The following is a 22,190-nucleotide window of genomic DNA, read 5'->3' on the forward strand; positions in this document are numbered from 1 at the left end:
CCATCGGTGGATCGAGGTTCAACCGCAGGGCAACTAGGGTTGACCCATGACCTCCCAGCCGATCGAGACCGACCTGCAGCCCTCCCGGACGGTGGCGGTCGTGACGCTCGGGTGCGCGCGCAACGAGGTGGACTCCGAGGAGCTCGCCGGTCGACTGGCCGACGGGGGCTGGGTCCTCGTCGAGGACGCCGGGGACGCGGATGTCGCCGTCGTCAACACCTGCGGGTTCGTCGAGCAGGCCAAGAAGGACTCGATCGACGCCCTCCTCGAGGCGTCCGACCTCAAGGAGAACGGCCGCACGCAGAAGGTCGTGGCCGTGGGCTGCCTGGCCGAGCGCTACGGCAAGGAGCTGGCCGACCAGCTGCCCGAGGCCGACGCGGTGCTGGGCTTCGACTCCTACACCGACATGAGCTCGCACCTGCGCGCCATCCTCGCGGGGAGCACGCCCGAGGCCCACACGCCCGGCGACCGGCGCCGCCTGCTGCCGCTGTCCCCGGTGGACCGCCAGGCCGCCTCCACGGGTGTCGCCCTGCCGGGCCACGGCGCCGACGCCGTCCACCACGGCGTCGCACAGGTGCCGGACCTGCCCGAGGGCGTCGCGCCCGACAGCGGCCCGCGCGTGGTGCGCCGTCGCCTCGACGGGCGCCCCTGGGCACCCCTCAAGATCGCCTCCGGCTGCGACCGGCGCTGCGCCTTCTGCGCGATCCCGGCCTTCCGGGGGTCGTTCGTGTCCCGCCGCCCCGCCGACGTCCTGGCCGAGGCTCGCTGGCTGGTCGACCAGGGCGTGCGCGAGGTCTTCCTCGTCTCCGAGAACTCCACGTCCTACGGCAAGGACCTCGGTGACCTGCGGCTGCTCGAGTCCCTGGTCGAGTCGCTCGGCGAGGTCGAGGGGCTTCCGCGCATCCGCGTCTCCTACCTCCAGCCCGCCGAGATCCGACCCGGTCTGATCGAGACGCTGCTCGCCGTGCCGACCGTGGTGCCCTACTTCGACATCTCCTTCCAGCACGCCAGCGAGCCGGTGCTGCGCCGGATGCGGCGGTTCGGGTCCACCGAGGCCTTCCTCGCGCTGGTCGAGCAGATCCGGGCGATCCGGCCCGACGCCGGCATCCGGTCCAACGTCATCGTGGGCTTCCCCGGCGAGACCGAGGACGACGTGGCCGAGCTGGAGCGCTTCCTCACGGCGGCGCGGCTCGACGTCGTCGGCGTCTTCGGCTACTCCGACGAGGACGGCACCGAGGCCGAGGGCTACGCCGACAAGGTCGACGAGGACGTCGTCGCCGAGCGCGTGGCCCGCGTGCAGTCGCTGGTCGACGAGCTCATGGCCCAGCGGGCCGAGGAGCGGGTCGGGTCCGTGGTCGAGGTGCTGGTCGAGTCCGTGGAGCGAGCGGACGGCGATTCTGCTGGCGACACTGATGCTGGTGCTGACGCTGAGGTGGAGGTTCAGGGTGTCGGCGGCGAGGTCGAGGTGGTCGGGCGCTCGCCCTTCCAGGGCCCCGACGTCGACGGCGTGACCCTGCTGTCGTATGCCGACGGCGCGACCCTGCCTCGCGTGGGTGACCTCGTCCGCGCCACGGTGGTGGCCAGCGAGGGCGTCGACCTCGTGGCCGAGCCTGTGGCAGAGCCGCTGTCGGCGGAGCCCCCGACGCAGCAGGCACCCGAGCCGCTGGAGCCGGGGGCGGAGCGGTGAGCGCGCCCGTCACGCCCGGCGGACGCGCTCCGCAGCGGCATGTCAGCAACTGGAACATCGCCAACGCGCTGACCATGCTGCGCATCCTGCTCGTCCCGGTGTTCGTGTGGCTGCTCATGCGCCAGGGCGGTCTGGACGCGAGCGACCGGTGGTGGGCCTGGGGTGTCTTCGTCCTGGCCTCGATCACCGACAAGATCGACGGCGACCTGGCGCGCTCTCGAGGCCTGATCACCGACTTCGGCAAGCTCGCGGACCCGATCGCCGACAAGGCCCTCATGGGCGCCGGCCTCATCTGCCTGTCGCTGGTCGGCGACGTGTGGTGGTGGGTGACGATCGTCATCCTCGTGCGCGAGATCGGCATCACCCTGCTGCGCTTCGTGGTCATCCGCTACGGCGTGATGGCGGCCAGCCGCGGCGGCAAGCTCAAGACCATGCTGCAGGCCGTCGCTCTCGGCATGTACGTCCTGCCCGGCAACGACCTGTGGCACTGGGCCTGCGCCGTCGTCATGGCTGCGGCCCTCGTGGTCACCGTCGTCACCGGCGTCGACTACCTCCTCGCCGCGCACCGGCTGCGCCGCGACGCGCGCCGCGGCGGCGGGGTGTGACGGCGGTCAGGGAGGTGGACCTGGCGTCGCGGCTGATCGCCCGGCTGGCCGATCGCGGGCTGACCGTCGCCACCGCCGAGTCGCTCACGGGCGGGCTCGTGGTCGCCGAGCTGGTGACCGTGCCGGGTGCGAGCGCCGTGGTGCGTGGCGGGGTGGTCGCCTATGCCTACGACGTCAAGGCGAGCGTGCTGGGCGTCGATGAGGACCTGCTGGCGGCCCGGGGCGCAGTCAACGACGACGTCGTCCGGGAGCTGGCCGAGGGCGCGCGTCGGGTCTGCCGGTCGGACGTCGGGCTGGCCACCACCGGAGTGGCAGGACCGGACCCCGCCGACGGTGAACCGGTCGGGACCGTCTATGTCGCCGTGGCCGACGAGCACGGTTGCGCGTCGTGGCGACTGGCGCTCGCGGGGGACCGCGCGGCGATCCGCGCCGCGACGGTGCAGACCGTCATCGGACGAGCCCTGGAACGTCTCGGCTGAGTCGGGTGTTGTCCAGGGAGTGCTCTGACGGGGCTGCTCCGACCGAGGGGCGACCGCATGGCAGCACGGCCGCCGCAGGGCGGGCACGCTATCGTGGGCCTCGGATGTCCGTGCGGGTGAGAAGGGAGCGAGAGATGATCCTGCTGCGTCGTGAGCTGGGCCAGGTCCTGCGCGACCGCCGACGCTCGCTCGGTCGCACCCTGCGTGACGTGTCGGCGTCCGCCAAGGTCTCCCTCGGCTACCTGTCCGAGGTCGAGCGTGGCGAGAAGGAAGCGTCCTCCGAGCTAATCTCCTCGATCTGCGCCGCCCTGGACGTGCCCCTGTCGGTCGTCCTCGGCGACGTGTCCACCCGGGTCGCGGCCTCCGAGCGGATGTCCCGGCCCGTGCCCCTCCCCGTGGGTGCCGAGCGCGTGGGGGCCGAGCGCGTGGGGTCCGAGCGCGAGCCGGCCACGGCGACCGCCCGCTCCGCGGCGTGACCTACCCCAGGTAGTCACATCGACCGGCCTTCGCACGCCAGGCTGATGGACCTACCCCAGGTAGTCACATCGACCGGCCTTCGCACGCCAGGCCGATGTGACCGAGGCCGGTCGATGTGATCAACCCCGGCCGGTTTCTGCTGCGGTGCCTGCTCGACGTCCGGCCAGCGCCGCATCATCCGTTGCGGCTCGGCCCGCTCCGCCCCTCGCCGAGCGGACGCTGCCGTCGACCGTCGTCGTCCGGCCCCAGACCGCCCTGGCACACCGGGCAGTAGAACATCGCCCGGTCCTGCGGCGGCTCCCCGATGCGCGACAGCCGGACCGGCCCCCCACAGCCCCGACAGGGCAGGGCGCTGCGCCCGTGGACGAGCATCTCCTGACCTGGCACCAACGACCCTGTCGAGGTGGACTGCCGGAGCAGCTTGCTGCCATCGACCAACCTCTGCACCCGGGTGACGATGGCCCGCAGCTGGCCCGGGCCGAGCTCGCCGACGGGTGTCCACGGCCACACGCGCTCCAGGTGCAGCACCTCCGCGTCCCACATCGTGCCGACGCCGGCGAGGTTGCGCTGGTCGAGCAGCGCCGCCCCGATGTGCCGGTCCGGGCGGCGCAGCAGGTTGGTGACGGCGACCTCGGGGTCCCAGTCGGGGCCGAGCAGGTCAGGGCCGAGATGTCCGACGAGGCGGCCTTCGTCGGCCGTGCGGACGAGGTCGATCATCCCGAGCTTGGTGCCGATCGCCGTGGCCGTCTCGCAGCCCACGACGGCGCGCACGTCCGTGTCCCGCAGGTGCCGCAGCGTCAGCCGCGCGGGGTCGTGCGTGCGCCACGACCCGTCCATCCGCAGGTGCGAGTGCAGCGTGAGCCCGTCGTCGAGCCGGTGCAGGATGTGCTTGCCGCGCGGGACGACCTCGACCGTGGTGCGCCCCCGCAGGTCGGCGGTGGCCAGCGAGGGCCAGCGCAGGTCGCAGTCGGTGACCACGCGCCCGGCCAGCGCCCGGTGGAGGCGCCGGGCGGTGCGCCATACGGCATCTCCCTCGGGCATGGGCTGATCCTGGCACGACCGGTCGTATGCCGGGAGCCCGGCGCGTCGCGGGGCTCAGGCGTCGGGCTGGAACCCGATCAGCCAGTGCAGCCCGAACCGGTCGATCACCTGCCCGTCCCAGTCGCCCCACGGGCGTCGCTGCAGGTCGTCGACGACGGTGCCACCGTCCGCGAGGGCGTCGAACCATCGCCGCGAGGTGTCGGGGTCGCCGGCACCGAGCAGGGCCAGCATGAGGCCGGTCGTGTGCACGGGGTCCTCGCCGTCGGCTGCGTCCGACCCGAAGATCGTGATCGGACCGGTCAGCTGGCCGTGCCCGATCGCGTCGAGGGGCTCGTCGGTGCGCTGGAGGTCGCCGCGGGTGTGCAGGCTCAGCTCCCCGCCAAAGATCCGCTGGTAGGCGCTGAGCGCCACTCGGGTCGTGCCGGGGAACGTGACGTAGGGGGAGGGAGCGCTCATGTGGACACCGTACACACCCAGCGGGCAGAAGGGGAGGGCCGGCGTCGAATCAGCCCTGGACGAGGCAGAAGGGGTGACCCGCTGGGTCGAGGTAGACGCGGAAGTCGCCCTCCTGCGTGGGCTGGTGCTCGTGCACCCGTGCGCCGAGCTCGAGGACGCGGCGCTCGGCGGCATCGATGGCAGGGACGCTCAGGTCCAGGTGGAACTGCTGCGGGTGTGCGCCACCGGGCCAGGTCGGGGCGACGTAGTCGTCGATGCGCTGGAAGGCCAGTGTCGCTCGCCCGTCCGGGTTGTCCTTCGAGACCCCGCCGCCCGGGGGGACGAGGTTGACCCAGTCGCGGTCGGCGCCGTCCCCCAGCTCGTAGCCGAGCAGGGCGCCGTAGAAGCGACCGAGCTCGAGGGCGTCTGGGCAGTCCAGGACGATGAGGTCGAGCTTGGGGGTGATGTCCATGGCAGGACCGTAGCGACGATTGCGGACGGCTCGCGTCCGGTAGCCGCGATCAACGGGGCTGCTCCGGGGGATAGGTGGGATAGGTGACCGAGGTGCCCTCGACATGGGCGAAGCAGGTGAGCGTGTGCTCGCTCGTCCTGGCCGGGCCCATGATGTCGACGACCTGCACCCCGCGGACCACAAGTGCGTCGGCCACGAGCGAGCGGTGGCACCGCCAGGGCACGGCCTCGGCGCACATGATGGCCGTCCGGCGCTCGCCCGCCAGGTCCACGAGATCGTCCACCGCCGCACCGAACTCGGGCGTCTGCATGTAGTCGGCGTAGCCGCGGAAGGACGCGTTGCGCCAGGCTCCGTTGACCGACTCCGGCACCCCCTTGCGCAGGCCGCCCAGATCCTTGCGATAGACGTACCGGACTCCGTGCTCCGGGAGCGAGCTCTCGAGGGCGTTCTGGGAGTACTGCGGGTTGTGGCGTGACCCCGGCACCGTGCGGATGTCGACCAGCTGGGTGATGTCGTGCTCGCGCAGCAGCCCGACGAGCTCCTCGATGGGGCGTGTCGAGTGCCCGACGGTCCAGATCGTCATGCGCCGAGCCCTGTCCAGCCCGTGTGCGGCCTCCATCCTGGCGTCGTCGCGAGCGGTGGAGCCGGCTCTGCTCGGTCGTCCCACGGTGTCACCGGCGCAGCCGCAGCCCGCGGGGGGTGTGGTGGAAGCCCGCGTCGGCCAGCGCCTGGACCAGGGGGTGGTCGGACCCGAGGAGCGCGGCGCCGTCGGCGCGCTCGACGCTGAGCCTGCCGAGCGCCCCACGATGCACCACGTCGGCCAGGGCCTTGGCGGCAGCGCCGAGGTCGGCGGGGTCCTCGCTGAAGGACAGCAGCGTCTTGCCGCCCCGCTCCACGTAGAGCACGAGCCGCCCGTCGACCAGGACGACGAGGGCGCCGGCCTTGCGTGCTGGACGATGCCTGCCGGCGTCGTCGGGACGCTCCGGCCAGGGGAGCGCGGCGCCGTAGACGTTGGCGGGGTCGGTGGCGGCCAGGACCAGGGCGGGACGCTCAGGCTGGGCGCCGCGTCGCTGAGCGCTCACCGACCAGGCGTCGCCGAGGTGCGCGAGCGGGCTGGCCGGCAGGCCGGCGCCCTGCTGGCCACCGGCCGTGTCGTCCAGGACCCGGCTGCCGGCGCGCAGGCGGTCCACCGCTCCCGCGGTCGCGAACTGGGACCCGCCCAGACCTTCCACGAAGTAGCCGCGTCGGACGCGGCCCGCCTCCTCTGCGGCCGCGAGGACGCGATAGACCGAGGCGAAGCCGCCCACGACCTCCTCGGCCACCGCACTGCCTCGGGTGACCACGCCGTAGCGGTCGAGCAGCAGCTCCGCCTGGGCCCACGCGCGGACGGTCGCGTCGGTCTCGGTGGCCGGCAGGACGCTCCAGCGTCCGACGCCGCGAGGGTCGGTGATGCGGACGGCGGAGGCGGGCCGAGCCAGACCGCTGCGTGGACCGCCCCCGCGCAGGGTGCCGAGCGTGCCTCGCCGCCCGCCGCGTCCGGACCGAGGTCCGCTGCGGCGCGGCTTGTGCGCCGTGTGGCCACCGTCGAGCAGGCCCCGCACGGCGGTGAACGTGTCGCCGGTGACGTGCCCACCCCAGACCAGGGCCCACAGGTCGTCGACGACCGTGGCGTCGGTGCCGCGTCCGAGAGCCGCGGCGAGGCCGGTGACGAAGTGTGCCCCGCCCAGCCGCAGGTGCTCGAGCAGCGCCAGCTGCTCGGCGCTGAGATCGGCGTCCGGGCCGGGGGCGGCCAGGGTCAGGTGGGAGGTGTCGGCCAGGTGCAAGGAGACCCAGCCGTCGTCTCCCGGCAGCGAGCCGTGGCCCTGCCACAGCACCTCACCGGTCGCCATCAGCTCGTCGAGCAGGGCAGGTGAGTAGTCGGGGACGCGGGCCGGCAGCACGAGCGTCTCCACGGCGCTGGCCGTCAGGCGCGCCCCGGCCAGCTGCTCCACGGCCCGGGCCACGGCCTCGACGCCGCGGCTCCGGTCGCCGATGCCGTGCCAGGCGGGCACGAAGCGCGCCAGGTCGGTGACCGGGACCGGCTCGACCTCGGCGCGCAACGCGGCCAGCGAGCGGCGCCGCAGCGTGCGCAGGACCTGCACGTCGCAGTACTCGATCCCGTGCTGGCCACCACCGAGCTGCTCGGGCAGCAGCTCCCCCTCGACGAGCTGCCCGCGGCCTACCAGACGAGCCAGGGCGTGCGTGGCGACCGAGGTGCCGAGGCCGAAGGCCGCGGCGACGGCCGCGGCCGTGAACGGCCCATGGGTGCGCGCGTAACGATGGACGAGCCCCCCGAGCGGGTCGTCGCCGCCGTCCAGCAGGCTGTCGGCGATGCCCGGAGGCACGGCCACCCCGAGCGCATCACGCAGCCGGCCCGCGTCCTCGACGACGGCCCAGCGCTCCTCGTCGCTGATGCGGACCCGCACGACGCGGCGTGCCGACTCGAGTGCCTCCAGCCAGGTCGCGGCCTGCCCCTCGTCCGGGTAGGCGTCCTCGTCGACGACGGCGCAGCGTGCCGCGACCTCCGGGGTCGTCAACGGCCCCACGACGCGCAGGAGGTCGGCGACACCCTCGGCGTCCCGGCACCGTCGACCCGGCGAGAGTCGTTGCAGGTCGGCCTCCGTCGCCGTGATGACCTCGGGATCCAGGAGGTCCCGCAAGGAGCTGCCGGCGTCCTGGCCGAGCAGGTCCGACAGCAGGTCGGCGTCGAGGGACAGCGCGGCGGCCCGGCGCTCGGCCAGGGGGGAGTCGCCCTCGTAAAGGTACTGGGCGACGTAGCCGAACAGCAGGCTCTTGGCGAACGGCGACGGTGTGGGCGTCTCGACCTCGACGACGCGGACGTCCCTCGACCGGACGCGCGTCATCAGGTCGATCAGGCCGGGGACGTCGAAGACGTCCTGGAGACACTCGCGCACGGCCTCGAGCACGATGGGGAAGGACGGGTAGCGGCTGGCCACCTCGAGCAGCTGGGCGGAGCGCTGCCGCTGCTGCCACAAGGCCTGGCGCTTGCCGGGCTGCCGCCTCGGCAGCAGCAGGGCGCGGGCGGCGCACTCCCGGAACCGCGCGGCGAACACGGCGGAGCCGCCGATCTCGGCCGTCACGAGGGCCCGCACGTCGTCCGGGTCGAGGGTGATCAGGTCGACGATCTCGCGGGTCCAGCCCGAGACGTCACCGGCATCCCCGTCCGGCCCGTCGTGCCCGTCGAAGGCGTCGTCCAGGTCGGGCAGGCGCAGGATGATGCCGTCGTCGGCGTTCATCGCCTGCACGTCGTAGCCGAACCGCTCGCGGAAGCGGGCCGCCACGGCGAGGGCCCAGGGCGCGTGCACCTGCTGGCCGTAGGGGGAGTGGATCGCGATCCGCCAGTCCCCGATCTCGTCGCGGAAGCGCTCCACCACGACGGTCCGGTCGTCGGGCACCACGCCCGTCGCCTCGCGCTGCTCGCCGAGATAGTCGACGAGGTTGTCGGCCGCCCAGGCGTCCAGCCCCCCGTCGGACAGCCGTCGTATGGCGTCCTCCCGCGGCAGCCGGGAGAGCTCGCGCAGCTGTGCCCCCACCGCCGCCCCGAGCTCGGCCGGGCGCCCGAGCTGGTCGCCCTTCCAGAACGGCAGCCGCCCGGGCTGGCCCGGGGCCGGGGTGACGAGCACCCGGTCGTGCGTGATGTCCTCGATCCGCCAGGCCGTCGAGCCGAGGGTGAAGACGTCGCCGACCCGCGACTCGTAGACCATCTCCTCGTCGAGCTCGCCCACGCGGCGGCCGGGTCCGTCGCCGGTGGCGAGCATGACGGCATACAGCCCGCGGTCGGGGATGGTGCCGCCGCTGGTGACGGCCAGCCGCTGAGCACCGGGACGACCGGACACGGTGTCGGCGACGCGGTCCCAGACGATCCGGGGACGCAGCTCGGCGAACTCGTCGTCGGGGTAGCGCCCGGCGAGCATGTCGAGGGTGGCCTCGAGGACGGACCGGGGCAGGGACGCGTAGGGCGCCGCTCGCCGGACCAGCTGCTCGACGTCGCCCACGGTCCAGTCGTCCAGCGCGCACATGGCCACGATCTGCTGGGCGAGGACGTCGACGGGGTTGGCGGGGATGCGCAGCGCCTCGATCGCGCCGGCGCGCATGCGGTCGATGACCACGGCGGTCTGGACCAGGTCGGCGCGGTACTTGGGGAAGAACACGCCCCGGGAGACCGCCCCCACCTGGTGCCCGGCGCGGCCGACACGCTGCAGGCCGCTGGCCACGCTCGGGGGGCTCTCGACCTGGACCACGAGGTCCACCGCGCCCATGTCGATGCCGAGCTCGAGCGAGCTGGTGGCGACCACGGCGGGCAGGTGGCCGGACTTGAGAGCCTCCTCGATCTCCTGGCGGTGCTCCTTGCTCACGGATCCGTGGTGGGCCCGCGCCAGCACCGGTGCGGCGCCGTGGCTCTGCCCGGCCTGCCCCATGAGGTGCGCGGGGGTGCCGTGGGTGAGACGGGCAGGGGCGGGCAGACCGTCCGGGGCGATGGCGGCGGGCTCCGGCACACGGCCGTCCTCCTCCTCCTCGGCGGGCTCCGGCACACGGCCGTCCTCCTCCTCCTCGGCGGGCTCCGGCACACGGCCGTCCTCCTCCTCCTCGGCGGGCGAGAGCCGCTCCTCCCACAGCTCGTTGAGACGTGCGGTGAGGCGTTCGGCCAGCCGTCGTGAGTTGGCGAAGACGAGGGTCGAGCGCTGCTGGGCGACGAGGTCGACGATGCGTTCCTCGACGTGGGGCCACACCGAGGCGGCCCGGCGCGGGTCCGTGTCGCCGGGTCCGTCGAGGTCGACCGGCGCGGCGGCTCCGAGCTCGGCCAGGTCGGGGACCGGCACGACGACCTGCAGGTCCCACTCCTTGGTCGAGGGGGGCTGGACGACGCTGACGGGCCGACCGCCCGCGAGGTAGCGCGCCACCTCCTCGACCGGGCGCACGGTCGCCGACAGGCCGACGCGGGTCGCGGGACGGTCCAGCAGGGCGTCGAGGCGCTCGAGGGACAGGGCGAGATGGGCCCCGCGCTTGGTGCCGGCGACGGCGTGGACCTCGTCGAGGATCACCGTCTCGACCCCGCGCAGGCTCTCTCGCGAGGCGGACGTGAGCAGCAGGAAGAGCGACTCGGGGGTGGTGATCAGCACGTCGCTCGGGCGGCGTTGGAAGGCGCGGCGGTCGGCGGCCGGGGTGTCCCCGCTGCGCACCGACACCGTCACCTCGGGGGGCGGGACGCCCAGCCTGCGAGCGGCGTGCTCGATGCCGACCAGGGGCGAGCGGAGGTTGCGCTCGACGTCGACGGCGAGCGCCTTCATCGGGGAGACGTAGAGGACGCGGCAGCGGCGCAGGGGGTCCTCGGGCGGCGGGGTCGCTCCCACCTGGTCCAGCGCCCACAGGAACGCGGCCAGGGTCTTGCCCGACCCGGTGGGGGCGACGACGAGGGTGTGCTGACCGGTCGACACGGCCTCCCACGCTCCGGTCTGGGCCGGGGTGGGCGCGGGGAAGCTGCTCCGGAACCACGCGCGGGTGGCGGGGGAGAAGCGGTCGAGGACGTCGCTGGTCATGGTGCGTCCAAGAGTGCCACGGGGGTCCGACATACCCCTGCTGCCCACGGCGCGACGACGAGGAGGTCCCCGACCAGCCGGCTGGGGACCTCCTCGATGGTGCTGCGCTCGGGCGTGGTGCCCGTGCTCGTGTCAGCGGCGGGTGTCGTCACCCAGGCCGTCGCGACGCGTGCCGCCGAGGCCGTCACGATCGGTGTCGGTGGTGCGGATCGCGGTGTCGCGGTCGACGTTGCCGTGGGTGACGTTGGTGTCGTGGTGCGTGCCCACGTGCTCGGTGCGGGTGTTGCGGTGGTCCACGTGGTCAGCGGTGTGGACCTCGTGCTTCTTGTTCTTCTTGAGCAGGCCGGCCAGGCCCAGCAGGCCGAGAAGGCCCCACAGGCCGGTCTTGTCGGACTCGGTCGTGGTGGTGGTCGTGGTGACCGAGGTGCTCGGCGAGGGCGTGGCCGTGTCGGCCATGGCGGCACCCGCGGGGACGACGGCGAAGGCCGTGGCGGCGACGGCGGTGAGGATGGTCTTGCGCATGATGATCAAACCTTTCGATCGGGGAGCGGGTCGACGGTGTCGTCGACGGAGCTGGAGGGGGACTGCTCAGTGAGAGCGGTCGTCGGTCCGGTTGGCCGTGGTGGCCTGGGTCGAGGTGGCACGCGTGGCGCCGGAGGCGCGACGCTGGTCGACCGCCTGCTTGCCCTTGAGCAGGCCGGCAAGGCCGAGGGCACCGAGGAGGCCGGCGAGGCCCCACATGCCGGAGTTGTCGTCGGCCACCTTGTCGTCGGCGGCGACGACGGTGACGCTGGGTGCGTGCTGGGCAGGCTGAGCAGCCATCGAGGGGGCAGCAGCGGCAGTGACCGAAGCGGCTCCGATCACGGCTGCGGCACCCAGGCGGGTCATGGTGCGGCGCATGATTTTCCTTTCGTCGTAAGGTCGTTCGCTCTTTGTACTGCTTCATGTTTGCCAGGTGAGGGCAGGCTCATGCGGGAGGTTGGATGCGATCCATGTCACAGTCTGCGCGAGGTGTAACAGGTCACCCTGCGTACTCGTGCTGGTCACAGGCTCGGCGACTCCTGAGCGAACCGCGGCTTGCGTGACGCCGTTCGGGTGGCGAGTTGCACCTTCGTGACCTGAGCGACATGGTGTGCGGATGCGCCTGTCCGACCTCCGACGGCTCCTGGACGAGGAGTTCGGGCCCGGTTATGCCCCGACCGTGGCCGCCGACCACCGCATCTCCGGCCTCGGCAGCCGCACGGCGGACGAGGCCGTCGCCGACGGGGTCCAGCCACGCACCGTCTGGTTGGCCCTGTGCGACGACTTCGAGGTCCCGGAGTCCCGCCGGCTCGGACGCGATCGCCCGCTGCGGCGCGACGCACCGCTGGACTGACGCCCGCGAGCAGGTCGTATGCCGGGTCCCGCCGTCTCGGTAGGGTCGCCCCCATGACGACCGGCGCCGCATCCCGCACCACCCGACCGGACTGGGACGACTACTTCCTGGGGGTCGCGGACGCCGTCGCCGTGCGGGCCGACTGCCGACGTCGTCAGGTCGGGGCCGTCATCGTCTCGGAGGACCGCCGGATCATCTCGACCGGCTACAACGGCGCGCCCTCGGGGCACCCGGGCTGCCTGGACGGCCACTGCCCGCGCGGGCTGCTGACCTACGAGCAGACACGCGAGTTCACCGACTACGACACGGGCCCGGGCCGGTGCGTCGCCGTGCACGCCGAGGCCAACGCGCTGCTCTACGCCCGGGCGGACTGCCGCGGGGCGACGGCATACGTCACGGCCCGTCCGTGCCCGACCTGCCGCAAGCTCCTCGCCGGGGCCGGTGTGGTGCGCTCGCTGCACCGTGAGCCGGAGGGGCGCGTCATCGAGGACGACCTGTCCCGACCCATCGTGCTCTGACCGTCCCAGGGTCGCGCGACACGCAGCGCGCCAATGCCCGACATCGAAATTGTGTTCGGTAGAGTCATCCACAGGAGCTCCGGCCGAGCGCAGCATCGTCCACAGGTCGTCACGACCCAGGGAGGGTCTGTCAGTGGTGGCTCCTAGCGTCTGACCCGAGACATCAACCACGTCACGGGTTGCCGGTGGGCGCGATCCGACGAGAGACAAGGACAGCAGTCATGGCAGCAGTCACCCCCATCAAGGGTTCCAAGGCCCCGGCCGACCCCAAGGACGCGAAGTTCCAGGCGCTGTCCTCGGTCCTCGGGCAGATCGAGAAGTCGCACGGCAAGGGCGCGGTCATGCGCCTCGGCGACGACGTCCGGCCCCCGATCGAGGTCATCCCGACCGGGTCGATCGCCCTCGACGTGGCCCTCGGGATCGGCGGCCTCCCGCGCGGTCGTGTCATCGAGATCTACGGCCCCGAGTCCTCGGGAAAGACCACGGTCGCCCTGCACGCGGTGGCCAGCGCCCAGCGCAACGGAGGCATCGCCGCGTTCATCGACGCCGAGCACGCCCTCGACCCGGAGTACGCCAAGAAGCTCGGCGTCGACACGGACGCCCTGCTGGTGTCCCAGCCCGACACGGGCGAGCAGGCGCTCGAGATCGCGGACATGCTGATCCGCTCCGGCGCGCTCGACATCATCGTCATCGACTCCGTGGCGGCCCTGGTGCCCCGCGCCGAGATCGAGGGCGAGATGGGCGACAGCCACGTCGGCCTGCAGGCCCGACTCATGAGCCAGGCGCTGCGCAAGATCACCGGTGCCCTGTCCACGAGCGGCACCACCGCGATCTTCATCAACCAGCTCCGCGAGAAGATCGGCGTCATGTTCGGCTCGCCCGAGACGACGACCGGTGGCAAGGCGCTGAAGTTCTACGCCTCGGTGCGCCTGGACGTCCGCCGCATCGAGACGCTCAAGGACGGCGCCGACGCGGTCGGCAACCGCACCCGCGTCAAGGTCGTCAAGAACAAGGTGAGCCCGCCGTTCAAGCAGGCCGAGTTCGACATCATCTACGGCGAGGGCATCTCGCGCGAGGGTGGCCTCATCGACATGGGGGTCGAGCAGGGCTTCGTCCGCAAGGCCGGCGCCTGGTACACCTACGAGGGCGACCAGCTCGGGCAGGGCAAGGAGAACGCCCGTCAGTTCCTCAAGGACCACCCCGAGGCCGCGGACGAGATCGAGCGCAGGATCAAGGAGAAGCTCGGCATCATCAAGCCGATCGACGCTCCCGTCTCCGAGATCCCTGCGGTCGAGCCCCCGGTCGAGTTCTGAGTCGTATGCCGGACCCCACCGCCCCAGGGCGTGGGAGCTGGAGCGGGGTCGCCTCGTGGGATCACACCCAGGAGACCGGCCCCGCTGCCGTCCCGCCGCCCCATCCCGTCGACCGACCGGATCTCGAGGCGCACGTCCTCACCGACCGGTCAGATCCCGACGCCCTCGGTGCCGCCGATCGGTCAGTTCCGGACGCGAGGCTCGAACGCGCCCGCGAGGCCTTGGCGCGTGCGGAGTCCGGTGCGGCGCAGGGCGTTCCGGACCTCCTGCCCCGGGATGCGCAGGTCGCCCCCGCCACCTGGGAGGACCTGCGCACCGAGGGGCGTGAGGAAGCCAAGGCGCTGACCGCACCGAAGGCGCCGAGGGCGCGTTCGGGGCGCGGCGGCGCGGCGATCGGCGGCAAGCGCGAACGATCCAAGCCCCGGCGCAGGGGCCGGGCCGAGGACCCGCCCGCGGAGGGCGCGGCCGCCGTCGACGCCGAGCCCGACCACGAGGACGTCGCGCGGCAGATCGTGCTGCGCCAGCTGGCCATGGCACCCCGCAGTCGCGCGCAGCTCGAGACCAAGCTCCGCCAGCGTGACTGCCCCGAGGACGTCATCACCCGCGTCCTCGACCGGATGACCGAGGTGGGGCTCGTGGACGACGAGGCCTACGCCGCCATGCTCGTCCGCTCGCAGCAGGCGACCAAGGGCCTGGCCAAGCGCGCCCTCGCTCACGAGCTGCGCAAGAAGGGCATCGACAAGGATCTGGCCGACGCTGCCCTGGACGAGGTCGATCCGGAGGAGGAGCGTCGCACCGCGCGCGAGCTGGTGGACAAGAAGCTGCGCTCGATGGGCGGCCTGACGGTGGAGGTCCAGACACGTCGCCTCGCCGGCATGCTCGCGCGCAAGGGTTACGGCTCGGGTGTGGCCTACTCCGTCATCCGCGACGCGATCGCGGACGCCCCGGAGCATCAGCGCGACTAGCCCTCGCAGCTGGGGTGGTGGTGGCGGCCGCGGAGGTGAAGCGTGAGGCGGTCACAGCGAGTGCAGAGGCCTCTGGGCAGCGGGAATCGCGCGCACGTCGACGATCTCCTTGCCGTAGGGGAACAGCGTCACCGGGATGAGCTTGAGGTTGGCGACGGCCAACGGGATCCCGATGATCGTGACCGCCTGCGCGGCAGCGGTGGTGAGGTGGCCGAGCGCCAGCCACCACCCGGCGATCAGGAACCACACGAGGTTGGCCACCCCGGACACCGGCCCCGCCCCGGGGGTCGTGACGACCGCCCGGCCGAACGGCCACAGCGCATAGCTCGCCATCCGGAACGACGCCACCCCGATGGGGATGGTCACGATGAACACGCACGCGATGATGCCCGCGATGACATAGGTCAACCACAGCCAGAAGCCGCAGAACACGACCCAGATGACATTGAGGAGCAGGCGCACGGTGACCTCCGAGGTGACGGGTGGGGTGCTGTCACCAGGGTCGACGTGCGGCACGCTGACGGTGTTCCCGCCAGGTCCGGATCTCAGGGGCGCCTCAGGGATGTCCCGCAACCCCGTCAGCCTCTGAGCGTCAGTTCCGGACCAGCAGGGACGCCGCCGGGTAGGTCGTCGAGCCTGCGCCCCTTCGACTCACCGTCACGCGGTCGAAACCGTCGGACAGCGATCCGTCAGCATCCTTCACATCCGAGCCCATGGGTTCACCTGGCCACCAGGCCACGACCCACCCGTCGACCACGGTCGCCGTCACGTCGCCCCGTGCCGCGGTGTGCACGACGACCCTGGTCACATCCGGCAGCACGCGCCCGGCCACCTCGCGAACGATCGGGTCACCATCGTCGCGGGCAGACGCGCCGGCACGCGTGAGGACGATCCCGGTGGACGAGGGCGGGGCGGGCAGAGCCATAGGTCCGGCGAGCCCCCCGGAGGCCTCGCGGTGCCACCGCTGGTCGTGCAGACAGGTGACCGGGCCCTTGGACGTGGTGAGCAGGGCGAGCACCCAGTCCCCACGGCGCTCGGTGAGCACGACGGTCGAGGGGATGCGGTCGCTGCCGTTCTGGCTGACCCAGAAGTGGCACTGCTGCGCGGACTCGCTGTCCCGGACGGCGTTGGTGGCGTCAGGGGTGGGGCTCCAGCCCGCGGTTGCGGAGTCGGAGCCACGCAACGCGGGGGCCACGAAGGTCAGGCTGGCTGCCGCGGCAGCTCCGACAGCGAGGAGGACGGCACGCCGACGCCTGGTTCGCCTCGTCGGCCCCATCTGGGTGCGCCGAGGAGCGGCGAGAATGCCGGCCAGCACATGATGGCTGCCTCGCGAGGCGGCCACGTCCCTGGCTGGGTCGAGGGGGCGCAGGGCATCGTCGAGCTGCAGGTCGTTCATCGTGAGGCTCCTTCGCATGGCGTGGTCGTCGTCCGTGAGGGGCCGGGACTCGTGACCCGCGCGGGGCTTGCGGTCAGGTGGGGGTGAGCGCGAAGCGCCTTGCGGGCTCGGCTCAGGCGCAGTCGGTAGGCGAGCGCCGAGATGTCGAGGACAGCGCCCGCCTGCGTGGCATCCAGCCCGTCCCAGACCGTCAGAGCGAGGACCTCCTGCTGGGCTGGCGTCAGCCGCGCCCACGCGGCGGAGAGGTCGGCGCGGAGCACCGCCTCGTCCTCGGTGACCCCGGATGGCAGCGGGGCGGTCTTCGTCATACGGACCGCGAGAGCCCCCCCGGCGTCCAGCCGACCGGGCCGCGTTGAGGAGCTGGTTGCGGGCTATCCCGTAGACCCAGGCGCGCCGGCCGTCGTGGCTGAGGGGCGCGTCGTCGAACCGTCGCCAGGCAGTGAGCAGGGCGTCGGCCGCCACGTCCTCGGCGCTGGCGGTATCGGTCCGGCGGGCGCAGAACCTCACGAGGTCGTCGTGCACGTCGTCGAACAGTGCGCTGAACGCCGTCGCGGCCGGCCCCGACAGATCGGAGGGGGGTGGGTGCTCCATGCCCCCTCCTTGTCCGGCCGGATGCCAAGTGTTTCACCTCGTCCCGACCTGCGACGCGCGCCCGCCCCGACCTAGGCTGGGAGACCCCCGACCCAAGGAGTCCCCGTGAGCGACCCGGCGTTCGAGATCGACATCGACCAGGCGGAGCAGCCGATCGTGCTCGCCCTCGACGTGGGGTCCACCGCCAGCCGTGGAGCGTTGTACGACGCCGCGGGGCGCCCGGCGGGCAAGCGGGCCAAGCGGCCGCACGCCTTCACGACCGCCACGGACGGCACCTCGACGATCGACCCCGACGAGGTGGTCGCCGAGCTGACCGAGATCATCGAGGAGCTGCTCGAGCAGGTGGGCGGCACGACGGTCGGGGGCGTCGCGATCGACACCTTCGCGTCGTCGCTGGTCGGCGTGGCCGAGGACGGGTCGCCGCTGACCCCCTGCATCACGTATGCCGACGCCCGCTGCGCGGACGAGGTCGCCGTCCTGCGCGAGGAGCTGGACGAGGCGGACGTCCAGCAGCGAACGGGCACCCGCATCCACACGAGCTATCTCGCGCCGCGGCTGCGGTGGTTCGCCCAGGAGCAGCCCGACCTGGCCGCGCAGGTGAGTCGCTGGATGTCGCTGGGGGAGTATGTCCTCCACCGGCTCATCGGGACCGCGGACCCGGGCACCTCGACGGCCGCGTGGACCGGCCTGCTCGACCGTCGGACGGGGGAGTGGGACGAGCGTCTGCTCGAGGTCGCCGGGGTGACGGCCGAGCAGCTGGGCAGGCCACGTGACCCCAGCGACACCCTCACGCCGGTCGTCGACGTGGGTGGCCGCTGGCCGGCCCTTGCGGAGGCTCGCTGGTTCGCGCCGATCACCGACGGGTTCGCCAGCAACCTCGGCAACGGTGCGACGGGGCCCGACACCGTGGTGGCGAGCCTCGCCACGAGCGGCGCGATGCGGGTGCTGATCGAGGGGGCGCCGGACGCGCTCCCGACCGGGCTGTGGAACTACCGCGTCGACGACCACCGCTCGCTCGTGGGCGGAGCTCTCAACGACGTCGGCCGGGCCGTGACCTGGGCCGAGGAGACGCTCCGGCTGCCCGAGGAGCGCGACGGGCTCGACGTCGTCCTGAGGGCTGTGCCGGACGCGGGGACCCCCTTGGTGCTGCCCTTCCTCACCGGCGAGAGGTCGACCGGCTGGGCCGGCGGCGCTCGGGCGGCCGTGACGGGTCTGACCGTCTCGCACCAGGCAGCTGAGATCTTCCGCGCGCTGATGGAGGGCGTGGTGCTGAGCTATGCCCGCCTGGCGGTCCAGCTCGAGGAGGCGGCCGGCGCCCCCGAGCGCATCCTCGCGAGCGGCCGCGTCGGGCAGGACCTGCCAGGCCTGTTCGCCCTGCTCGCCCACGCCGTCGGCAAGCCCGTCACCCCCGTGACCATCAAGCGCGTCACCCTCCACGGCACGGCCCTGCACGCCCTCGAGGTGCTGGCTCCCGACGTCGAGCGAGCCGCCCCGACGACGGGCGACACCGAGCAGCCCGAGGCGGACGCCACCCGGCACTTCGCGGACCGGCTCGCCCGGTTCGAGGAGCTCTACGCCGCGATCGTCGCCCCCACTCCCCGCCACTGACCTCACGAGGGCAGGCGGCGGGCGGCCGGCATACGGTCCCCGTGGCCCTCTTGAGCGCGCGGGGGGCACGATGCGGACGCGACGCACGGCCCGGGTCGTGGGCGGCTAGGGTCGCGGGGTGTCCTCTCGTGCTGACCTGCGCTGGCTGCTGCCTGGCTTCGTCGCGGTGGCGCTGGTGTGCCGGCTGCCGATCACCAGCCTGCCACCCGCGCTGGCGACCATCAGCCGGGACCTCCAGCTCACGCCGACGCTCGCGGGGCTGACGACCACGCTGCCGCTGATCTGCTTCGGGCTGTTCGCGTTCGTGACGCCGTTCCTGGTGGCGCGGTGGGGGACCGAGCGCACGCTGCTCGCGGCCACCGCGCTGACCGTGGCGGGCGTGGTGGTGCGCAGCCTGCCGACCACGCCCACCTTCTACCTCGGCACCGTCGCCCTCGGTCTCGGGATCGCCGTCATGAACGTCGTCCTCCCGGCCGTCGTCCGCAGCCGCTTCCCGGACCAGGTGCCGCAGCGGATGAGCCTCTACACCGTGTGCATGATCAGCGGCGCCTCCGCGGCGGCCGCAGCCACGGCGCCCCTGCTCCAGCACGGCCTGTCCTGGTCGTGGACCCTCGCGATCTGGGTGCTGCCCCTCACGGCGGCGCTGGTCCTGTGGGCCGCCGCCACCCGGGAGGTCGTGCGCCACCCGACCGGCGGTCACGCCTCGACCCCGCAGGCGCCGACGGGTATGGCGCACGTCGTGCGTCACCCGCGCACCTGGTGGACGGCTGCGTTCATGGGTCTGCAGTCGCTCTGCTTCTACATGCCGCTCACCTGGCTGCCCGCGATCCTGCGCAGCCACGGGGTGGCCCCCGCGACGGCGGGCGTCATGCTCGGGGTCTACATGGGCCTCGGGATCCCCGGCAGCTTCCTCGGACCGCGTATGGCGACGCACCGTCATGCCCCTCGCGTCCTCGCGGCGTTCTTCGCGGCGTACGCGCTGGGGGTCGTGGCGCTGCTGGGCAGCGCGACCACCGCGCTGCTCGGCGTGGTGGTCATGGGGTTCGGGCAGGGCGCGGGGATCGCCATCGCGCTGACCTTCATCGCGCAGCAGCGCGACCCGCACGACGTGCCCGCCGTCTCGGCCTTTGCCCAGGGCACGGGCTTCCTGCTGGCCGCGGTCGGCCCGGTGACGGCCGGCGCGGTCTACCAGGCCAGCGGGAGCTGGACCGTGCCCGTGCTGCTCATCCTCGCCGTCGCGCTGGCCCAGGCCGTGAGCGGCCTCGTCCTGTCACGGCCCGCCGCGGGCGCCGTATCGTCGTCGGGCGCGCCCACCCGCTAGCACTCAGGCCGGGCCCGGGGCCAGGTGCTCGCCGAAGAACGCCTGGATCCGCCCCCACGCGTCCTCCCGCGTCTGTGGCGAGGCCCCGAACCCCGCCACGCGCAGCAGGGGAGAGAGGACCGCCGGGCCGGGCGGCGCGTCGTTGAGGAAGGCGTGCCCCGCGTCCGGGTAGGAGACCACGTCGTGCGCCACGCCCGCCGACGCGAGCCTGGACCGGAGCGTGGCCGCAGCGCCCCGCAACGACGGGTCCTTCTCGCCATACGACCCGACGACCGGACAGCTGCGCGAGAGGTCCTCGGGCACCTGGCCGTAGTTGGCGCTCGCGACGTCGTAGCGGTCGCGGTCGCAGGCCAGCAGGGCGAAGCCCCCGCCCATGCAGAAGCCGATCACCCCCGCACGCCCGGTGCACCAGGGCTGCGCGACCGCCCAGAGCCTGGCCGTCTCGAGGTCGACGAACGCCCGGCCCGTCCCGGACTGCATGGCCCGCATCGTCGCGACGAGGCACCGTTTGGCGCCGCCGTCGGCATACAGGTCGGGCACCACGACGACATAGCCCCAGCCGGCGATCCGGTCGGCGTGGCTGCGCATGTCGTCGTTGACGCCGAAGGCCTCCATCGCCATCACGACGGCCGGCCACGGACCCGACCCCTCCGGTCGAGCGACGTAGGCACGGAGCCGCTGCGAGCCCCCTCGCGCCCGGGATGCCTCGGCCAGGTCGATACCGCCAGTCACGAGCGTCATGGCTGCCAGGCTAGCTCTCGTCCGTGGCTGGCCTATCCTGGGTGACGCGATGAAGACCTATGACGTACGCACCCACGGGTGCCAGATGAACGTTCACGACTCCGAGCGACTGGCCGGCCTCCTCGAGACGGCGGGCTATGTCGACCTCGCGAGCCTCCCGACCGACGAGCGGCCCCCGACGGCCGACGTGGTGGTCTTCAACACCTGCGCCGTGCGCGAGAACGCCGACAACAAGCTCTACGGCAACCTCGGCCAGCTGCGTCCGGCCAAGCTCGCCAACCCCGACCTGCAGATCGCCGTCGGCGGCTGCATGGCGCAGAAGGACCGCGACACCATCGTCAAGCGGGCCCCCTGGGTCGACGTCGTCTTCGGCACCCACAACATCGGGTCCCTGCCGGCCCTGCTCGACCGCGCGCGCCACAACAAGGAGGCGCAGGTCGAGATCCTCGAGTCGCTCGAGACCTTCCCCTCGACGCTTCCGACGCGCCGCGACTCCGCCTACGCCGGCTGGGTGTCGATCTCGGTGGGCTGCAACAACACCTGCACCTTCTGCATCGTGCCGGCGCTGCGCGGCAAGGAGCAGGACCGGCGTCCCGGCGACATCCTCGCCGAGTGCCGCGCCCTGGTGGAGCAGGGCGTCGTCGAGATCACCCTGCTCGGCCAGAACGTCAACTCCTACGGCGTCGAGTTCGGTGACCGCGGGGCCTTCGCCAAGCTGCTGCGTGCGACCGGCGAGATCGAGGGCCTGGAGCGCGTCCGCTTCACGAGCCCCCACCCGGCCGCGTTCACCGACGACGTGATCGACGCGATGGCCGAGACGCCCAACGTCATGCCGAGCCTGCACATGCCGCTCCAGGCCGGCTCCGACCGCGTGCTCAAGGAGATGCACCGGTCCTACCGCTCCGAGAAGTTCCTCGGCATCCTCGACCGCGTCCGCGACCGGATCCCGCACGCCGCCATCACGACCGACCTCATCGTCGGCTTCCCCGGCGAGACCGAGGCGGACTTCGCGGAGACGCTGCGGGTGGTCGAGGCGTCCCGCTTCTCGAGCGCGTTCACCTTCCAGTACTCCATCCGCCCCGGCACGCCCGCCGCCACCATGGACGACCAGGTGCCCAAGGCCGTGGTGCAGGAGCGCTTCGACCGGCTCATCGCCCTGCAGGACCGGATCTCCTGGGAGGAGAACCGCAGGCAGGAGGGGCGCACGGTCGAGGTGCTGGTCGCGCCGTTCGAGGGGCGCAAGGACGCCGAGACCGCGCGGATGTCCGGCCGCGCGCGCGACAACCGCCTCGTGCACTTCGCGGTGCCCGAGGGGGCCGAGCGCGCCCGGCCGGGCGACGTGGTCGAGGTCGACGTGACGTATGGCGCCCCCCACCACCTCGTCGCGGACGGGGCGCTCGCGGGAGGGACCTATCGCGCGCGTCGCACGGCGGGCGGGGACGCCTGGACCGCGCTGCAGGACGCGCCGGTGCCGGGCAAGCCCGCGGTCTCGCTGGGGATGCCGTCGATCGGCAGGCCCGCCGCGAGCGCGGTCACGGTGCGCAGCGGCCCCGCCTGCGGCGCCTGACC

At 72.9% G+C, this 22,190-nt stretch carries 22 protein-coding genes and 1 pseudogene; 11 read left to right on the forward strand and 12 right to left on the reverse strand.

The window, feature by feature from the left end:
* The first annotated feature begins 46 nt into the window (after positions 1–46).
* The 4 genes from rimO to B4E97_RS14220 all read left to right on the forward strand — a co-directional run bounded on the left by rimO (position 47) and on the right by B4E97_RS14220 (position 3,247).
* A complete protein-coding gene (rimO, locus tag B4E97_RS14205; protein ID WP_286960334.1) occupies positions 47–1,687 on the forward strand; it encodes a 30S ribosomal protein S12 methylthiotransferase RimO in 1,641 nt (546 codons plus the stop codon).
* Complete coding sequence (gene pgsA / locus B4E97_RS14210; protein ID WP_019284554.1) at positions 1,684–2,292, forward strand: CDP-diacylglycerol--glycerol-3-phosphate 3-phosphatidyltransferase; 609 nt, start codon at positions 1,684–1,686, stop codon at positions 2,290–2,292. The genes rimO and pgsA overlap by 4 nt, the downstream gene beginning before the upstream one ends.
* The gene (locus B4E97_RS14215) at positions 2,289–2,771 is read left to right on the forward strand and encodes a CinA family protein (RefSeq protein ID WP_239264715.1); all 483 of its coding nucleotides are present in this window, start codon (positions 2,289–2,291) and stop codon (positions 2,769–2,771) included. Before pgsA ends, B4E97_RS14215 begins: the two co-directional genes overlap by 4 nt.
* Positions 2,772–2,905: 134 nt before the next feature.
* On the forward strand, positions 2,906–3,247 hold the full coding sequence (locus B4E97_RS14220) for a helix-turn-helix domain-containing protein (RefSeq protein WP_019284555.1): 342 nt from the start codon (positions 2,906–2,908) through the stop codon (positions 3,245–3,247).
* Between the two features lie 175 nt (positions 3,248–3,422).
* Here the strand turns inward: B4E97_RS14220 and B4E97_RS14225 are convergent, their stop codons facing one another.
* From B4E97_RS14225 to B4E97_RS14255, 7 genes are all read right to left on the reverse strand, one after another.
* On the reverse strand, positions 3,423–4,289 hold the full coding sequence (locus B4E97_RS14225; protein ID WP_019284556.1) for a DNA-formamidopyrimidine glycosylase family protein: 867 nt from the start codon (positions 4,287–4,289) through the stop codon (positions 3,423–3,425).
* A 54-nt stretch (positions 4,290–4,343) separates the two neighbouring features.
* Complete coding sequence (locus B4E97_RS14230) at positions 4,344–4,745, reverse strand: VOC family protein (RefSeq protein ID WP_286960339.1); 402 nt, start codon at positions 4,743–4,745, stop codon at positions 4,344–4,346.
* 49 nt (positions 4,746–4,794) lie between these two features.
* Positions 4,795–5,196, reverse strand: coding sequence for a VOC family protein (locus tag B4E97_RS14235; RefSeq protein WP_286960342.1), 402 nt, complete (start codon positions 5,194–5,196; stop codon positions 4,795–4,797).
* Positions 5,197–5,245: 49 nt separating this feature from the next.
* Positions 5,246–5,779: a DUF488 family protein gene (locus B4E97_RS14240; RefSeq protein ID WP_286960344.1), complete on the reverse strand. Its 534-nt coding sequence runs from the start codon at positions 5,777–5,779 to the stop codon at positions 5,246–5,248.
* 88 nt (positions 5,780–5,867) lie between these two features.
* Complete coding sequence (locus B4E97_RS14245; RefSeq protein WP_286960345.1) at positions 5,868–10,793, reverse strand: Lhr family ATP-dependent helicase; 4,926 nt, start codon at positions 10,791–10,793, stop codon at positions 5,868–5,870.
* Positions 10,794–10,925: 132 nt separating this feature from the next.
* The gene (locus tag B4E97_RS14250) at positions 10,926–11,315 is read right to left on the reverse strand and encodes a WGxxGxxG family protein (protein ID WP_019284561.1); all 390 of its coding nucleotides are present in this window, start codon (positions 11,313–11,315) and stop codon (positions 10,926–10,928) included.
* A gap of 66 nt (positions 11,316–11,381) precedes the next feature.
* Positions 11,382–11,693, reverse strand: a complete 312-nt coding sequence (locus B4E97_RS14255) for a WGxxGxxG family protein (protein ID WP_029211775.1) — start codon at positions 11,691–11,693, stop codon at positions 11,382–11,384.
* 238 nt (positions 11,694–11,931) lie between these two features.
* On the opposite strand from B4E97_RS14255, the gene B4E97_RS14260 reads away from it, so the two are divergent.
* From B4E97_RS14260 to B4E97_RS19020, 4 genes are all read left to right on the forward strand, one after another.
* The gene (locus tag B4E97_RS14260; RefSeq protein WP_029211774.1) at positions 11,932–12,168 is read left to right on the forward strand and encodes a DUF3046 domain-containing protein; all 237 of its coding nucleotides are present in this window, start codon (positions 11,932–11,934) and stop codon (positions 12,166–12,168) included.
* Positions 12,169–12,221: 53 nt separating this feature from the next.
* Positions 12,222–12,686, forward strand: coding sequence for a deoxycytidylate deaminase (locus B4E97_RS14265; protein WP_239264724.1), 465 nt, complete (start codon positions 12,222–12,224; stop codon positions 12,684–12,686).
* Between the two features lie 221 nt (positions 12,687–12,907).
* Positions 12,908–13,999: a recombinase RecA gene (recA, locus tag B4E97_RS14270; protein ID WP_286960348.1), complete on the forward strand. Its 1,092-nt coding sequence runs from the start codon at positions 12,908–12,910 to the stop codon at positions 13,997–13,999.
* A 5-nt stretch (positions 14,000–14,004) separates the two neighbouring features.
* Complete coding sequence (locus B4E97_RS19020) at positions 14,005–14,964, forward strand: regulatory protein RecX (RefSeq protein ID WP_349681186.1); 960 nt, start codon at positions 14,005–14,007, stop codon at positions 14,962–14,964.
* A 51-nt stretch (positions 14,965–15,015) separates the two neighbouring features.
* Here B4E97_RS19020 and B4E97_RS14280 read toward each other — a convergent pair whose 3' ends face one another.
* From B4E97_RS14280 to B4E97_RS14295, 4 genes and pseudogenes are all read right to left on the reverse strand, one after another.
* On the reverse strand, positions 15,016–15,480 hold the full coding sequence (locus B4E97_RS14280) for a YccF domain-containing protein (RefSeq protein WP_376783708.1): 465 nt from the start codon (positions 15,478–15,480) through the stop codon (positions 15,016–15,018).
* Between the two features lie 76 nt (positions 15,481–15,556).
* Positions 15,557–16,360 (reverse strand): hypothetical protein, encoded by an 804-nt coding sequence (locus tag B4E97_RS14285; RefSeq protein WP_286960598.1) that lies wholly within the window; start codon positions 16,358–16,360, stop codon positions 15,557–15,559.
* On the reverse strand, positions 16,357–16,668 hold the full coding sequence (locus B4E97_RS14290; RefSeq protein ID WP_286960349.1) for an RNA polymerase sigma factor: 312 nt from the start codon (positions 16,666–16,668) through the stop codon (positions 16,357–16,359). Before B4E97_RS14290 ends, B4E97_RS14285 begins: the two co-directional genes overlap by 4 nt.
* A gap of 79 nt (positions 16,669–16,747) precedes the next feature.
* Positions 16,748–16,951, reverse strand: a pseudogene (locus B4E97_RS14295) (RNA polymerase sigma factor); the annotation flags it as partial.
* Between the two features lie 105 nt (positions 16,952–17,056).
* Here B4E97_RS14295 and B4E97_RS14300 point away from each other — a divergent pair.
* Positions 17,057–18,559, forward strand: a complete 1,503-nt coding sequence (locus tag B4E97_RS14300) for a gluconokinase (protein ID WP_286960351.1) — start codon at positions 17,057–17,059, stop codon at positions 18,557–18,559.
* A gap of 118 nt (positions 18,560–18,677) precedes the next feature.
* Positions 18,678–19,880, forward strand: a complete 1,203-nt coding sequence (locus tag B4E97_RS14305; protein ID WP_286960353.1) for an MFS transporter — start codon at positions 18,678–18,680, stop codon at positions 19,878–19,880.
* Between the two features lie 3 nt (positions 19,881–19,883).
* On the opposite strand, the gene B4E97_RS14310 is transcribed toward B4E97_RS14305, so the two are convergent.
* A complete protein-coding gene (locus B4E97_RS14310; RefSeq protein WP_286960355.1) occupies positions 19,884–20,621 on the reverse strand; it encodes a dienelactone hydrolase family protein in 738 nt (245 codons plus the stop codon).
* 49 nt (positions 20,622–20,670) lie between these two features.
* On the opposite strand from B4E97_RS14310, the gene miaB reads away from it, so the two are divergent.
* Entirely contained in the window at positions 20,671–22,188 is a 1,518-nt protein-coding gene (gene miaB, locus B4E97_RS14315; RefSeq protein ID WP_286960356.1) for a tRNA (N6-isopentenyl adenosine(37)-C2)-methylthiotransferase MiaB, read from the forward strand.
* The last annotated feature ends 2 nt before the right edge of the window (positions 22,189–22,190 follow it).

The sequence above is a fragment of the Arsenicicoccus sp. UBA7492 genome (assembly GCF_002479615.1).
GTDB classification, from domain to species: domain Bacteria; phylum Actinomycetota; class Actinomycetes; order Actinomycetales; family Dermatophilaceae; genus Arsenicicoccus; species Arsenicicoccus bolidensis.

What these genes read in the sequence shown, in the direction of transcription:
- B4E97_RS14260 (WP_029211774.1), top strand. Translation starts at nt 11,932, where the DNA reads ATGCGCCTGTCCGACCTCCGACGGCTCCTGGACGAGGAGTTCGGGCCC.
- recA (WP_286960348.1), top strand. Translation starts at nt 12,908, where the DNA reads ATGGCAGCAGTCACCCCCATCAAGGGTTCCAAGGCCCCGGCCGACCCC.
- B4E97_RS14265 (WP_239264724.1), top strand. Translation starts at nt 12,222, where the DNA reads ATGACGACCGGCGCCGCATCCCGCACCACCCGACCGGACTGGGACGAC.
- B4E97_RS14245 (WP_286960345.1), bottom strand. Translation starts at nt 10,793, where the DNA reads ATGACCAGCGACGTCCTCGACCGCTTCTCCCCCGCCACCCGCGCGTGG.
- B4E97_RS14250 (WP_019284561.1), bottom strand. Translation starts at nt 11,315, where the DNA reads ATGCGCAAGACCATCCTCACCGCCGTCGCCGCCACGGCCTTCGCCGTC.
- B4E97_RS14225 (WP_019284556.1), bottom strand. Translation starts at nt 4,289, where the DNA reads ATGCCCGAGGGAGATGCCGTATGGCGCACCGCCCGGCGCCTCCACCGG.
- B4E97_RS14310 (WP_286960355.1), bottom strand. Translation starts at nt 20,621, where the DNA reads ATGACGCTCGTGACTGGCGGTATCGACCTGGCCGAGGCATCCCGGGCG.
- B4E97_RS14290 (WP_286960349.1), bottom strand. Translation starts at nt 16,668, where the DNA reads ATGACGAAGACCGCCCCGCTGCCATCCGGGGTCACCGAGGACGAGGCG.
- B4E97_RS14230 (WP_286960339.1), bottom strand. Translation starts at nt 4,745, where the DNA reads ATGAGCGCTCCCTCCCCCTACGTCACGTTCCCCGGCACGACCCGAGTG.
- B4E97_RS14240 (WP_286960344.1), bottom strand. Translation starts at nt 5,779, where the DNA reads ATGACGATCTGGACCGTCGGGCACTCGACACGCCCCATCGAGGAGCTC.
- B4E97_RS14285 (WP_286960598.1), bottom strand. Translation starts at nt 16,360, where the DNA reads ATGAACGACCTGCAGCTCGACGATGCCCTGCGCCCCCTCGACCCAGCC.
- B4E97_RS14235 (WP_286960342.1), bottom strand. Translation starts at nt 5,196, where the DNA reads ATGGACATCACCCCCAAGCTCGACCTCATCGTCCTGGACTGCCCAGAC.
- B4E97_RS19020 (WP_349681186.1), top strand. Translation starts at nt 14,005, where the DNA reads ATGCCGGACCCCACCGCCCCAGGGCGTGGGAGCTGGAGCGGGGTCGCC.
- B4E97_RS14220 (WP_019284555.1), top strand. Translation starts at nt 2,906, where the DNA reads ATGATCCTGCTGCGTCGTGAGCTGGGCCAGGTCCTGCGCGACCGCCGA.
- miaB (WP_286960356.1), top strand. Translation starts at nt 20,671, where the DNA reads ATGAAGACCTATGACGTACGCACCCACGGGTGCCAGATGAACGTTCAC.
- rimO (WP_286960334.1), top strand. Translation starts at nt 47, where the DNA reads ATGACCTCCCAGCCGATCGAGACCGACCTGCAGCCCTCCCGGACGGTG.
- B4E97_RS14255 (WP_029211775.1), bottom strand. Translation starts at nt 11,693, where the DNA reads ATGCGCCGCACCATGACCCGCCTGGGTGCCGCAGCCGTGATCGGAGCC.